Origin of the sequence: Yoonia sp. TsM2_T14_4 (assembly GCF_049602355.1) — a bacterium.
Taxonomy (GTDB): domain Bacteria; phylum Pseudomonadota; class Alphaproteobacteria; order Rhodobacterales; family Rhodobacteraceae; genus Yoonia; species Yoonia vestfoldensis_A.
The window spans coordinates 2,849,955-2,861,993 of record NZ_CP187137.1; the positions used below are offsets into that span (position 1 = coordinate 2,849,955).

15 protein-coding genes are annotated in these 12,039 nt (G+C 52.4%); 14 read left to right on the forward strand and 1 reads right to left on the reverse strand.

Annotation, left to right across the window (positions count from 1 at the left end; genetic code table 11):
* Positions 1–78 precede the first annotated feature (78 nt).
* From ACPF9B_RS14135 to rpoN, 14 genes are all read left to right on the forward strand, one after another.
* Positions 79–2,028, forward strand: a complete 1,950-nt coding sequence (locus tag ACPF9B_RS14135; protein ID WP_424178203.1) for a flagellar hook-length control protein FliK — start codon at positions 79–81, stop codon at positions 2,026–2,028.
* 22 nt (positions 2,029–2,050) lie between these two features.
* On the forward strand, positions 2,051–2,638 hold the full coding sequence (locus tag ACPF9B_RS14140) for a flagellar basal body-associated FliL family protein (RefSeq protein WP_424178205.1): 588 nt from the start codon (positions 2,051–2,053) through the stop codon (positions 2,636–2,638).
* Positions 2,639–2,652: 14 nt separating this feature from the next.
* Complete coding sequence (gene fliM, locus ACPF9B_RS14145) at positions 2,653–3,615, forward strand: flagellar motor switch protein FliM (protein ID WP_007206208.1); 963 nt, start codon at positions 2,653–2,655, stop codon at positions 3,613–3,615.
* A 30-nt stretch (positions 3,616–3,645) separates the two neighbouring features.
* Positions 3,646–3,939: a flagellar motor switch protein FliN gene (fliN, locus tag ACPF9B_RS14150; RefSeq protein WP_207327967.1), complete on the forward strand. Its 294-nt coding sequence runs from the start codon at positions 3,646–3,648 to the stop codon at positions 3,937–3,939.
* Between the two features lie 29 nt (positions 3,940–3,968).
* Positions 3,969–4,250 carry a hypothetical protein gene (locus tag ACPF9B_RS14155; RefSeq protein ID WP_007206206.1) on the forward strand — a complete coding sequence of 94 codons (282 nt, stop codon included), beginning with the start codon at positions 3,969–3,971 and terminating at the stop codon, positions 4,248–4,250.
* Positions 4,251–4,266: 16 nt separating this feature from the next.
* On the forward strand, positions 4,267–5,025 hold the full coding sequence (gene fliP / locus ACPF9B_RS14160) for a flagellar type III secretion system pore protein FliP (protein WP_007206205.1): 759 nt from the start codon (positions 4,267–4,269) through the stop codon (positions 5,023–5,025).
* 3 nt (positions 5,026–5,028) lie between these two features.
* Positions 5,029–5,295 (forward strand): flagellar biosynthesis protein FliQ, encoded by a 267-nt coding sequence (gene fliQ / locus ACPF9B_RS14165; protein WP_007206204.1) that lies wholly within the window; start codon positions 5,029–5,031, stop codon positions 5,293–5,295.
* Entirely contained in the window at positions 5,292–6,119 is an 828-nt protein-coding gene (fliR, locus tag ACPF9B_RS14170) for a flagellar biosynthetic protein FliR (RefSeq protein WP_424178209.1), read from the forward strand. Before fliQ ends, fliR begins: the two co-directional genes overlap by 4 nt.
* Positions 6,112–7,263 carry an EscU/YscU/HrcU family type III secretion system export apparatus switch protein gene (locus ACPF9B_RS14175; protein WP_007206202.1) on the forward strand — a complete coding sequence of 384 codons (1,152 nt, stop codon included), beginning with the start codon at positions 6,112–6,114 and terminating at the stop codon, positions 7,261–7,263. Before fliR ends, ACPF9B_RS14175 begins: the two co-directional genes overlap by 8 nt.
* Positions 7,260–7,487 (forward strand): hypothetical protein, encoded by a 228-nt coding sequence (locus ACPF9B_RS14180; protein ID WP_424178212.1) that lies wholly within the window; start codon positions 7,260–7,262, stop codon positions 7,485–7,487. Before ACPF9B_RS14175 ends, ACPF9B_RS14180 begins: the two co-directional genes overlap by 4 nt.
* Before the next feature lie 214 nt (positions 7,488–7,701).
* On the forward strand, positions 7,702–8,532 hold the full coding sequence (locus ACPF9B_RS14185) for a hypothetical protein (RefSeq protein WP_424178214.1): 831 nt from the start codon (positions 7,702–7,704) through the stop codon (positions 8,530–8,532).
* Positions 8,529–9,290 carry a hypothetical protein gene (locus tag ACPF9B_RS14190; protein ID WP_424178216.1) on the forward strand — a complete coding sequence of 254 codons (762 nt, stop codon included), beginning with the start codon at positions 8,529–8,531 and terminating at the stop codon, positions 9,288–9,290. The genes ACPF9B_RS14185 and ACPF9B_RS14190 overlap by 4 nt, the downstream gene beginning before the upstream one ends.
* A complete protein-coding gene (locus ACPF9B_RS14195; RefSeq protein ID WP_424178218.1) occupies positions 9,291–9,590 on the forward strand; it encodes a hypothetical protein in 300 nt (99 codons plus the stop codon).
* Between the two features lie 253 nt (positions 9,591–9,843).
* Positions 9,844–11,190: an RNA polymerase factor sigma-54 gene (gene rpoN / locus ACPF9B_RS14200; protein ID WP_424178220.1), complete on the forward strand. Its 1,347-nt coding sequence runs from the start codon at positions 9,844–9,846 to the stop codon at positions 11,188–11,190.
* A 72-nt stretch (positions 11,191–11,262) separates the two neighbouring features.
* On the opposite strand, the gene istB is transcribed toward rpoN, so the two are convergent.
* On the reverse strand, positions 11,263–12,021 hold the full coding sequence (istB, locus tag ACPF9B_RS14205) for an IS21-like element helper ATPase IstB (RefSeq protein WP_424178223.1): 759 nt from the start codon (positions 12,019–12,021) through the stop codon (positions 11,263–11,265).
* Positions 12,022–12,039 lie beyond the last annotated feature (18 nt).

Genomic DNA, 12,039 nt, shown 5'->3' on the forward strand with positions numbered 1-12,039 from the left:
AAGCTTTAACCGGCTTGGCATCGCTCTTGCAAAGAGGGTCTGCAGGTTCTGGGATGGGTTGGTTAGATGATAGCTTCGTTGATCACCAACGACATTGGTGTTGCTAGTGCAACAGATTGGCTAGCCAAAACAGGCCTTGATTCAAACAAGACTGGCGTGAGCACGGTTGAGCCTTCGTTCGTGCAAATCATGACGAGCTTGGAGAATGGCACTGCGCCCATTCCTCTCCAAATGGATATGGCCAGCCAGGGGTTGGAACAGCAACCAACGCCTCAGGACATTGGTGCTTTGGATTTGGCTGTTACTGACGAGGATAGTGCGCAGTTTCTGTTGGCGATGGTCGCCTCTCTTGGGTCCGGCAAGGCGGTGCTTGGTCCTCCGATTGTCGAGCCGGCAGCCGGAATAACCACCGTATTGGCGACAAATGGCGATGTCGCTGTCGATGAACTGCCTGTTACGCTGGCTTTAGATTTGGATGCAGCTTTGGCCCTTGTGGCCCCGTCCAGTGATTTGTGGGGCGTTGCGCAGATCGCCCAAGCCCAAGTGGAACCCGCTGATCCAAGCCTGACAAATAATCAAGAGATTGCATTTCTACCTGTTGTCACGGTTGGGCCAAACGTAGACTCGCAGCAACTTGCCCTGCCGCTGGGCGCGCTTGCTTTGCCGGTCACTGCTTTGACTGCCATGTTGCCAGAGAGCGATTTAGCATTGATGGCGGCCGTCGATGGCGGCCTTGGAGCCAACGTCGTGCCTGTTATGAATGGCAAGCGCTCGGTTCTTGATGGGACTGTCGATGTGCCATTCACCAGTATGACGGACCGGTCTATCTTTGAAATCGTCAAAATAGTGACACCTGATGCCGGGAAGCTGACAGGTGAAGATATGCCCCAAGATCTAACGTATCAGGTTGTCGGCGTGGGTGCGGGCATGGGGCGGGATACGCTGTCATATCCTGTCGTGACTGCTGACGATGGCACAAATGTTACGCCGCTGCGTCCTTTGGTGGTGCAGGGCGATGTACTGAACCCGGTGGTGAAAGTGGCTTCAGGACCCACTGGCGTTGCCACTGTGCTGACAGCTGCCGTGACTGATGCTGATCCGCAGGTTGTGCCTGCGCCGGCACCTGTACAGGCTCAGGTTTCGGCAACCAAGCCGCCTGTGGACACCAATGGCATGCCGTCGCAAACCGCACCCGCGGGGGATGCCGCCGGCGATTTGCATGACAACGCGATCCCGCAACAGCAGGCTGCGCGCGCAGTGCCAGCGACCCCTGCAAATGGCGCTGCATCCATGCATGTAGCCGGCAAAAACGACGGACCTGGCGCTGCGCAGACAGACAGGGCGCCTGTGATCGCGCCTGATCAAGTGACATCAGCCATTCAGATGTCAAAGACAGCTCAACTGGCGCTCGGCGCAGCAACAGATGCCTTACAGCAAGTGACAGTGCCGCGTCAGCCATTGCCGCCGACGCTTGGCCCAGATCCGGTGCTCGCGGCCGCGACTCAGATTGATTTCGCCAGTGGTGGGTCCGGTTCCTCGTCGCAAGGTGGAAGCGGGCAGACTGGTTCTGGCGTCGCAGGGCAGGGCGCCGCTTCGCTGCAAGGTCAGCTCGAGGCGGCGTTAGATGTCCGCCAGCAAGGCTGGACCAAAACTCTGGTCAATCGCGCGATCAATGCTGCGCAGGCGGGTGGATCGCTGACCATCAAGATTCTTCCGGCGCATCTGGGGCAAATCACGCTCAAATTGAGCGAGGGTAAACGTGGCACAGATTTGCGCATAATTGCAGATGTACCTGCAACGGCCTCGATGCTAAGGGACGTGCAGGATCAATTGTCCTCTGCCTTTGAAAATGCTGGCCTGACTTTGGGTACATATTCCGCAAGTACCGGAAATAACGGCGGAGAAGGTTCCCAGAAAGACGGCTACACTGACGAGGTGACGCCGTCGGAATTGACGAATGATACAGCGCAAAGCGCTGATGACGTGGCGGGCGCAGACAATCTGTCTCGCATCAACATCTTATTATAACTGACCGGACGGAGACGCACAGATGTCTGAAGAAGAAGAGCCAAAGAAGAAAAAATCTGGCGTTGCTAAGATACTAATTTTTGCTGTGGTTGGCTTGGTGATGATGGGTGCCGGTCTGGGTGTGGGCTATTTCCTGTTCGGCACAGCAACAAACACGCCTGAACAAATTGCCGCACAGATTATCGAAAAGAACAGGGGGGCTGTTCCTGAAGTCGCCGAGGTGGAAACCGAGGAGACAGCCGATGGCGGCCCGCCGGAGAAAGTTTCGAAAGACAGCCTAAAGAGCGAAGTATTCGAAACGCTCTACTACGAACTGCCTGGGTCCCTGACGACAAACTTGAAAGATTCGCGCCGGTTTTTGCAAATCGGTGTAGGGCTATCGACGCAATACGACGAGGCTATTCTAGAGAATGTTGAATCGAACCTGCCTGCGATCAGAGCGGCTATTCTTGCCACGCTAAGTGATTATGGCGAGGAGGATGTTGTTGGGCGTGAGGCACGCACCGCATTGTCGGACGACCTGAAAGCGACCATCAACGCGACTCTGGAAGAGCTAGAGGGTTTCGGTGGTGTAGAAGGCGTTTTGCTGACCTCTTTCGTGATGCAATAGGCGCGGAAACATAGATGTCCTCCAAGAAACTCACACAGGATGAGGTCGATGCGCTGATGAGCAGCGTCGACACCAGTGCCAAGGCGAAAGCCGATGTTTCAGACTCGAAGGGTATTCGTGATTTCGTATTTGGGTCAGACGATTTGTCCCTGCTTGGGGATTACTATGCCCTGCGCGTGATAAATGAACGCTTTGCGCGATTGGCACGCACCGTATTCCAACCGATGTTGCGCGTGCAGCCACGGATCACGGCGCTCATGCCAGAGGTAAAGACTTTCGACCAGTATTGTGAGAATGCTCCCGTTCTGATGAGCCTGACAACGTCGCGCATCGACGAACTGCGCGGTAGCAAGATGATGGTGATCCAGCCTGGTTTCATTTCTGCATTGACCAATGCCTATTATGGTGGGGATCTTGGCCTGCGATATCAGCCAAGGGCGGAATTCACTGCGACCGAAACGCGTGTCATCGAAATCATCACCGAGGGGCTGAACAGGACTCTGCTTGCGGCCTGGCAAGACTTGATGCAATTGACCTTCAGCGATGAATCGCGCGAGGAAAATCTACAATTCGCGTCCTTTGTCGAAGGCAGCGAAACCGTGATTATTTGTAGTTTCTCGGTGCAATTGCCAAAGGCGGATGACGCACGGATTGACATACTTTATCCGCTGCAGACGCTGAAACCAATTGCGGCCCAACTCCGCTCTCGGATGCAATCCGAGGTAATTGACGACGACATGACCTGGCGCGAACGCCTGGAACGCGCGGTATCGGAAGTTCGCCTGCCGATCAATGTGCAACTGAGCAAGCCACGCGTCTCGTTGCGGCAATTGATCAGTATCACCAAAGGCGATGTCTATCCGATCCAACTACGAGAAGGGCTGAGCGTCATGGTTCAGGGCCAGAAAATGTTCTTTGCCGACATCGGTGAAGTTGCCGGGACAAGCGCAATTACGATCACACAAAAGCTAGACTAAGCGCGGCTTAACAAGATGAAAGAACAGAAGATGGAAAATCAGGACAAAGACCCCAAAGGCCCAGAGACCGATAAATTGCGCGCGCTTGAGAATATCGAAGTCGAAATGTCCGTCGAAGTTGGGCGGACAGAGATTTCGATCAGTGAGTTGCTGCGCCTCAACGAAGGGTCTGTTGTGGAATTAGACCGTTTGGCTGGTGAACCGCTCGATATTCTTGTGAACGGCACATTGATCGCAAAGGGCGAAATCGTGATGGTCGGAGAGCGTTTCGGCATCCGGTTCTCGGATATCGTTGACCCAGAGAACCGCGTTGGCAGTATCTGATCTGTCTATCTGCGTGGAGCAAATGTGTAATGGACAACGCAATCTTTGACACTTCAAGCATAGTGATTGTTATCGTGTTTCTGGCTGTCTTGCTGATTGCACGCCAGATTATTGTGTCCAAGGCTGGCGATTTGCGTCAACGGATATTGCCTGCAGATTCCTCTATCAAGCTGCGCGAAACACAGCGGATTGACCGCACGACGCAACTGTCCCTATTTCAACTCGATGGGCAATCTGTCGCCATTGTCCACGGGCCGGGAAAGGCAGCCACCATGGTGTTGCTGCAACCTAATGGGCCCTCAGGTGAATAGGGTGCAAAAAATACCTATGACCTCGGTCATCGTGCGCCTATTTGGAATTATCTTCCTTTGTAGCATCCCCTTGGGAGGTGCTTTTGCACAAGTTGGTGGTGGTCTTCCCGCTTTGAATGTCTTGGTTGGCAACGACGGTGGGACAACCTATTCACTGTCATTGCAAATCCTCGCGCTGATGACAGTGTTGACGATCCTACCATCCTTTCTGTTGGGTATAACTGCATTTACGCGGATCATCATCATTCTGTCGATTCTGCGCCAAGCAATGGGCACCCAGCAGACGCCCCCCAACCAGGTCCTGATCTCGATTGCATTATTCCTGACATTTTATGTCATGGCACCAACTTTCGAAGAAATATATTCGACAACTATTTCCCCCTACTTGGCCGGAGAGTTATCAGCGGTTGCTGCAATCGAGGGCTCGGCAAATATCATGCGAGGTTTTCTGATACTCAATACAAGAGAGGCAGAATTGGCCATGTTTGCCGAAATGGCGGGGGATGCACCATACGCATCGAACGAAGATGTGCCTTATGCTGTTCTTTTACCGGCGTTTATTACTTCTGAACTCAAGACGGCCTTCCAGATCGGCTTTTTGCTTTTTCTACCGTTCCTTGTGATCGACCTCGTCATCGCGTCGATCCTCATGTCGTTGGGGATGATGATGCTCAGCCCAATGTTGGTGGCGCTTCCGTTCAAATTGTTGCTTTTTGTGCTGGTTGATGGCTGGGCCATGACAATCGGTTCGATAGCATCAACATATGTGAATTGAGACATGGAATTTGATAGCAACATCGAAAGTTTGAGGGCGGCTTTCTGGCAGATCATTATCGCGTCTGGCCCTATTCTTGGTGTTGCCCTGACTGTCGGGCTTATCATCGGCATTCTGCAGGCGGCTACCAGTATCAATGAAATGACTCTCAGCTTTGTACCGAAACTTGTCATTGTCCTTGCGGCTATGGCGGCTTTGTCATCGTTCATGATGCAAGAAATGACGGATTACTTTGCGTCTATTTTCGAACAGATCCGCCTGCTGAAATGATTGCGCAGGTCCCGACTCTTGACGATGTTCTGGGTCTGGGCGGGCTTGAGCTCCAGTCCTTGATCGACTTCATGCTGGTGTTCTTTCTGCATACACTGCGCCTGAGCGCTTTTTTCCTGTCTGCGCCGTTTTTTGGTGCCGCGGCGATTCCTGTCCAAGTCAGGGTAATTGTCAGTGTTGCGATCGCGTTCGGGTTTTATGGATTGATCGACGTGCCAGATCCGCAAAATCTGCCGTTTCTGAGCATGATCGAAGTTGCCTTGATCGAGGTAGTGATTGGACTGTCGTTAGGTTTGGCATTCACAATTGCATTTTCAGCCGTCGCCTTGACTGGCGAGAAAATCGCAGCGTCTGCTGGACTTGGGTTCGCCGCGCAGATGGATCCCAACTCTGGCGGTCAAACGCCGGTGATCAGTCAATTTCTCAATCTTTTTGCTATTGCTGCTTTTCTTTCCTTGGATGGGCATCTGCATATGATTGGATTGATCAGGATGAGTTACGAGGTGCTCCCGCTTGGCCAGCCTTTTAAATTTAGCGCTTTTATCACAAGTGGACTGGCCGCAGCTGGACATATGTTTACGATTGCGTCGCAACTGATGCTTCCTGTCGTGTCAATTTTGCTTTTAGCAAACATCACTGTGGGTGTTGTGACCCGTTCTGCCCCGCAGCTGAATCTGTTTTCTTTTGGTTTCCCGCTGACAATCCTGACATGTTTCGTCGCGCTCTACGTATCGACCGCCCCGTTCGCGAGCGGAATAGCAGAGATGATCGAATTTATTCTCGAATTCATAGAGGATACCATCGGGGAGGCAGGCGTTGGCTGATGAGGCAAGCGACGGTCAGGAAAAGACCGAGGAACCAACCCAGAAACGGCTCGAGAAAGCCAAGGAAGATGGGCAAGTTGCTAGCTCGAAAGAGCTGTTTGTTCTCAGTACGCTTTCGGTCGGCTTCTTGCTGTATTTTGGATTATTGCCGTTCTTGTCGGGGCTTTTGTTGGAATGGTCGGCGCTGCTGCGTTTCTCCGGTGAAGCGGGCCTGCACGACGAAATTATCCGCAATAGTAGTACTTCTTTCGCCTTCATATTCTGGAAATCAGTCATTTTTGCATTGCCATTGCTGGTCATTATCGTGCTGACGCAAATGGCGATGTCTGGCAGCATTAACTGGTCGGCTTCTGCACTTGCCTTCAAAGGCAGTCGTATAAACCCCGTTAATGGGCTTAAAAGGATGTTTTCCGTCAAAGCTCTGGTTGAAATGCTGAAAGCCGTCGGAAAGGTCGCGTCTCTTATAGGTGCTGCGATCTTTGTGTTCAGCAGCGAAGTTGACAAATTGCTGACGTCTCAGGCGACGCATCTTTTCGGCGGACTCTCGCGCTTGGGCGATGTCTTTATTTTTCTGATGATTGTGTTTCTTCTTGTGCTGGCCGTCATCGCGATGTTCGACGTTGTTTATCAACAATATGACAACAACAAGAAACTCAAGATGACGCTTCAAGAACTAAAAGATGAAAGCAAGCAAACAGAAGGTTCGCCTGAAGTCAAAGCGAAGATTCGCCGGCTTCAGATGACAGCCGGTTCGCGTGCGAAACAGCGCCGCGAAGCTATGGAGCAGGTGCCAAGCGCAACCGCGATTATCACCAACCCCATACACTTTGCCGTCGCTCTGAAATACGAAATCGGGACAAGAGGTGCGCCGACAATATTGGCAATGGGGCGCGGCCATCAAGCGCAAGAGATTATCCGGCTTGGAAAGGAAGCGGGCGTAACCGTCTTCTCGAACGAATTGCTGGCGCGTGCCTTGTTCTTTGCCGGCAGGATCGGAGACGAGATTCCGCCCCCACTTTATACGGCCGTTGCGGCCGTGCTCGCCTTTATTTACCAGCTCAACAAGGGCGAGCAGGTCGACGAGCCAGATGTCGACCTACCCGATGACATGCTCTTTGACGCAAATGGAAAGTCGCTATCATGACGAGAATAAAACGTCGAAAGCATGAGACCCGCGGTGAGATGATCAGCACTTTCGCGCTCGCGGTTTCGGGGATGTTTTTTGTTGGTGAGGCGCGCCTCTATCAAGACGAAGGCGCGACAGGTCATGCACTTATTCTTGGTTTGTGTGGTATCTTGTCACTTGCGGGTGCGCTGCGATTTCACCTGCATAATCTGTGGCGCTGGTTTGGGCAGTTTCGAAAATGATTGCAGAGAAAAAGGCGCCTCGCATGATCTGTGGTGATTGCAAGCATTTGGGCGTCACGTATCAGCGGCATAATCCTTGGAAATGTGACCGCTTTGGGTTCAAGTCCAGAGAATTGCCTGCGCGCGTCGTTCTTCAAACAACTGGCACAGAATGTGCATTCTATACCCCTAAAGCACCAATTGTGCGCAAGTCCAATTAGCAGGATACCGAAGTATGGCCGCTCGTTCACCAAAGTTTGCAGATAGCCCGGATCTGGATCAAAGCATTCAGATCGCTCTTGATGCTGCCGAAGCCTCTATGGATGTGACTGCCGAATTCGAACGCATTTCTGCGCAGTTTGAGCAGACTGTGAGTGCGGCCCAGCGTTTGGAAAAAATGGCCCGCATTGCGCTGATGGTTGGCGGCGGTGTCGCGGTGTTCGCAGTATTGCTTATGGCAATGATCTGGCAACGATCGTCTTCTGGTTTGGAAAGACTGAGTGCAACGAATACCGAGCTGCTGAGCATCCTGGCAGAGAATGTTTCTACGATGGATGAGAAATTAGCTCCTATTGGTGCAATAGATTCGCAAATGGCGCAGCTGCGTGGCGAGCTTACATCGTTGAACGAAAGAATGTCTGTCGTGGCGCAGGCCTTGGACGACACATCGGCATTTAAGGCGGATTTGACCGCCATGACGGAAAAGCTCTCGGCGCTCGATACATTGGAAAATGCGCAAATGCGGTCTGATGCGATACAGCAGGAGATTGGTGACAGGATCGCTACTCTGAACGGAGAGTTGGCTATGAATGTGTCCACCGTCATGCGGGATACATTTGCGGCACAATCAGATGCTTTTGCGGAAATGATCACAAGTATGTCGCAGGCTGCCAATGCGACCGGCAACAGTGACAACGCAGAGGAATTTGTCAAAATCAAAGAACAGATGGAAACGCGGCTGCAAGAGATCGCGCAGAGGATTAACAGGCTACAGGCGGGATCCTCTGCAGCGCCCGGCAGTCAGGCTCAATCTAGACAAGACCCCGATATCATAAAGTTTCCATGATGGTTAATGGTAACGTGCCGGAAGAGAGTGTTGTAGAAGTCACGCCGCCCGGTCCGCTCAAGCTCGTCAAGATAAAAGGGTCTGCCTTGCAGCGGGAATTTTTTCTTCAGGCGGACGATGTGATTGTCGCTGTGAATGGGAAACATTGGTCTCAAATCGGGTCTATCGAAGGTACGGTCAGGACTGCGATAGAGATGACGGGACGACCGATACTTGCGACTGTGGTCCGAGAGAAGAAAATGTTTTCCGTCTTTTTGTCCAAACCTTTTCCCAAAGGTTCACCTGTGCTGGATGGTGATGAGGCGCAAGATTTCAATGAATTCAAGCCGTCGATGTCCATCGAGCGTATAAGAACACTCAGCAATTATGCAATTGTGGCCGACGGTCAGAATGCCGCTGATGTTTTTGAAATGCGCAAATCGCTTCTTGCTATGATTTTTCCGCCGTTATGGCTCATTGGTCGCCGGCTGTGGGAGCCATTGGCGGCTTTCACATGTGCGATTATGACGGCGTTTGTTATCCATCAGTCATTGGGACTGCTGATCTATTTTTTCATGTGTGTCTACGTTGGAATGCGACAGGTACCGCTTGGGCTTTTGTCCATGCAAAGGGAAGGCATGAGGCGGCGTATGGTCGTTGCCGCCGGTGACGAACAAGAGGCGCAGTTGATCGCCTTGCGGTTCAACGAGAAATTTAAGTTTAAATTCACAAGCCAAGAGAAAGCGAATGGCCTGGCGATTGATGTGGAGATTGTGTGAATGACGATCACACCGATGGATTCTTTGGATAATGCGGACCAGTCACAGGTGGCGCCAAAAATGCGTCGGCGGTCAGCCAAGAAAAGCTGTCAGCGCTGCATGGTCATCCGTTTGTTTCTTATTTCTGCTGCATGTATCGCAATCCTGCAGATCATTGCGCCCAGTACGTTTGCGATATTGCAGGGGTTAGGCCCGCTTACCCTGTCAATTCTGTTTGTAGGGGGTTTCGGTATCATTGCTGTCGTAAAAAGCGTTGCAGAACATTTGGCCACTCGGCCTGATGATTCTGAAAGCGAATGATAAAATACGAGATCATATTTTTGACTGCCCTTTCGGGTTGTGCAAATATCTTTGCGCTATCTTTCGGGCTTCGGAAAATACCATTGGCCCCAAGCCAGCCGCTGAGCGCAGTCATAACGTACGATGATTAAAAGCAAATTCTGCGCCAACTGAATAGAACTGACCTAAAGAGGTTGATTCGTTCTAAAAGATAGCGACAGTCCTTAACCGTTTTTCGTTAATAAAGTATTAACGAAACGAGAGGATTATCCTCATGCTACACATGACTCCTAATGCGCATCTTGCGCAAAAGCAGTCTCTTGTTTTTACGCCGCAGCTTCAGCAAGCGATCAAACTGCTGCTTTTCAATAATTTGGAGCTGTCGAACTACATAGAGAAAATTGCAGAAGAGAACCCCTTTGTGGAGGTCGAGCTGCCAGAAATGCGCGTTCCAGCGCCGCGCGTAATGGCTTCGTCGCAAAGGGACCCCTCTTTTGACCCGATCAGCCTTTTGGCCGATAGGTCAACTCAAGGCTTTGCGGCGCAACTTTTTGCGCAGGTCGATGATATCCTGACGGAACAATCGGAACGCGCCATCGGCTATGCGATCGCTAGCCATGTGGACCCTTCCGGCTGGTTGTCGATCCCAACACCTTTGCTCGCCGACAATCTTGGTGTGGACGATGCGTGCGTTTGCACTGTTCTGCGCAAGCTTCAATCGGCAGAGCCAGCCGGTTTGTTTGCAAGGAACTTGGCAGAATGTCTGGTCCTGCAGATCGTGGCTGACGACCCCGATCGTTCGGCTTTGTTGATTATCATGCAAAATCTCGTGCTGGTCGAACGCGGTGCCATACCTGAATTGCGCCGGAAAACCGGATGCTCTGCCGAAGAGGTAAAGCGGCTTTTGCGCCGCTTGCGAGAGTTCAATCCAAAGCCAGGCCTTGCGCTGTCGGACGATGTGATGATGTCGGCACGTGCTCCGGACATTCTTGCTGCGCGCGGCCAAGATGGCGAATGGTATGTGGAACTGAACGGTGCGACCTTGCCCATTTTGAAAGTCGACGAGGTGGAAGGCCGGCGCGTTCGCAAGCTTGTCAAACACGACAGCGATCAGGCTTATGTGCGCGACACTTTAGGGAATGCGCGGTGGTTAAAGCGGGCAATTGCACAAAGAAATGAGACAAGCATCAAGGTTGCGGCAGAGATCGTACGCTTTCAGAAAGCGTTCCTTGAACATGGTATGCAACATATGCGGCCACTGAAACTCAAGACCGTCGCAGATGCCGTTGGACTGCACGAAAGCACCATCAGCAGGGTCACGTCGTCGTTGATGATGCAGACGCCGCAAGGGTCGTTTCCTCTCAAGACGTTTTTCAGCACGGCCATTGATCTTGATGGCACGGATGAGGGCGTATCGGCTCGGATGGTGCGTGAAAAGATCCGTAACCTGATTGGCGCTGAAAATCCCTCAGGGCCGTTGAGCGATGAATTTATCGCACAGAGTTTGCAATGTGAAGGTCTGAGCATCGCACGGCGGACGATCGCCAAGTACCGCAAGCTCGACAAGATTCCGTCTTCGTCACAGCGGCGCCGCGCCTATCGTCTTCGACCTGCGGTCTGACCAAAAAGATGCGGCTGCCCATTGCGTCGTGGCGAGCAGCCGCCTGCCTTTATGGCGATAGATGCAAATGCGTTATCTATTTGCCGGATGTGCAGGCCTGCTAAGCAGGCGACCAAAGCTTGGCTTTGCGCTGGGCGCATCATTCTTCACTTCGGCTGGTGCTTTGCGCATTGATACACCGGCAAGGTCGAAACGATAGGCTTGGTGAACAAGCCGGTCCAGAATAGCATCGGCCAAGGTGGGGTCAGCGATGATGTCATACCATTTTTCGATGGGAAGCTGACTGGTGATCACGGTTGACTTACGCTCGTACCGCGCGTCAACGATTTCCATCAGATCGCGTCGTTGTGCGGGTGTCATCAGGTCTGGGCCCCAGTCGTCCAAGATCAGCACGTCCGTACGCTTGATCTTGCTGAAAAGCCGATCGTAGGTACCGCCCTGTTTCGCACTTGCGAGTTCTGCAAACAGCTGCGGCATACGGAAATACATGACGCTTTTGTCCAGCTTGCACGCCTCATGTCCCAAAGCACATGCCAGAAAGGACTTTCCAACGCCGCAGGGGCCGGACATCAGAACAGTGCGGTGTGTCTCTATCCAATCTGTACCACGCAAAGCCTCGAAGGCTCCGCGGTCAAGGGTTCGCTCAGCCGTAAAATCGACTTTGTCCATGGTGGCTTCGGGTTCGCGCAACCTGGCGGCCCGCAAACGACTTTGCAGACGCTTTGCATCACGGATCGATTTTTCCCGCGCCACCATATGGGCAACCCATTGCGCCGGGTCCTGTGGTGACCTGGCGGTCTGTGCTGCCAATTCGGCAAAAACATCGGCCATGCCGTCAAGTTTCAGCGC

Coding starts and splice junctions, on each gene's coding strand:
- ACPF9B_RS14140 (WP_424178205.1), top strand. CDS start 2,051: ATGTCTGAAGAAGAAGAGCCAAAGAAGAAAAAATCTGGCGTTGCTAAG.
- fliM (WP_007206208.1), top strand. CDS start 2,653: ATGTCCTCCAAGAAACTCACACAGGATGAGGTCGATGCGCTGATGAGC.
- fliN (WP_207327967.1), top strand. CDS start 3,646: ATGGAAAATCAGGACAAAGACCCCAAAGGCCCAGAGACCGATAAATTG.
- ACPF9B_RS14155 (WP_007206206.1), top strand. CDS start 3,969: ATGGACAACGCAATCTTTGACACTTCAAGCATAGTGATTGTTATCGTG.
- fliP (WP_007206205.1), top strand. CDS start 4,267: ATGACCTCGGTCATCGTGCGCCTATTTGGAATTATCTTCCTTTGTAGC.
- fliQ (WP_007206204.1), top strand. CDS start 5,029: ATGGAATTTGATAGCAACATCGAAAGTTTGAGGGCGGCTTTCTGGCAG.
- fliR (WP_424178209.1), top strand. CDS start 5,292: ATGATTGCGCAGGTCCCGACTCTTGACGATGTTCTGGGTCTGGGCGGG.
- ACPF9B_RS14180 (WP_424178212.1), top strand. CDS start 7,260: ATGACGAGAATAAAACGTCGAAAGCATGAGACCCGCGGTGAGATGATC.
- ACPF9B_RS14185 (WP_424178214.1), top strand. CDS start 7,702: ATGGCCGCTCGTTCACCAAAGTTTGCAGATAGCCCGGATCTGGATCAA.
- ACPF9B_RS14190 (WP_424178216.1), top strand. CDS start 8,529: ATGATGGTTAATGGTAACGTGCCGGAAGAGAGTGTTGTAGAAGTCACG.
- ACPF9B_RS14195 (WP_424178218.1), top strand. CDS start 9,291: ATGACGATCACACCGATGGATTCTTTGGATAATGCGGACCAGTCACAG.
- rpoN (WP_424178220.1), top strand. CDS start 9,844: ATGCTACACATGACTCCTAATGCGCATCTTGCGCAAAAGCAGTCTCTT.
- istB (WP_424178223.1), bottom strand. CDS start 12,021: ATGGCCGATGTTTTTGCCGAATTGGCAGCACAGACCGCCAGGTCACCA.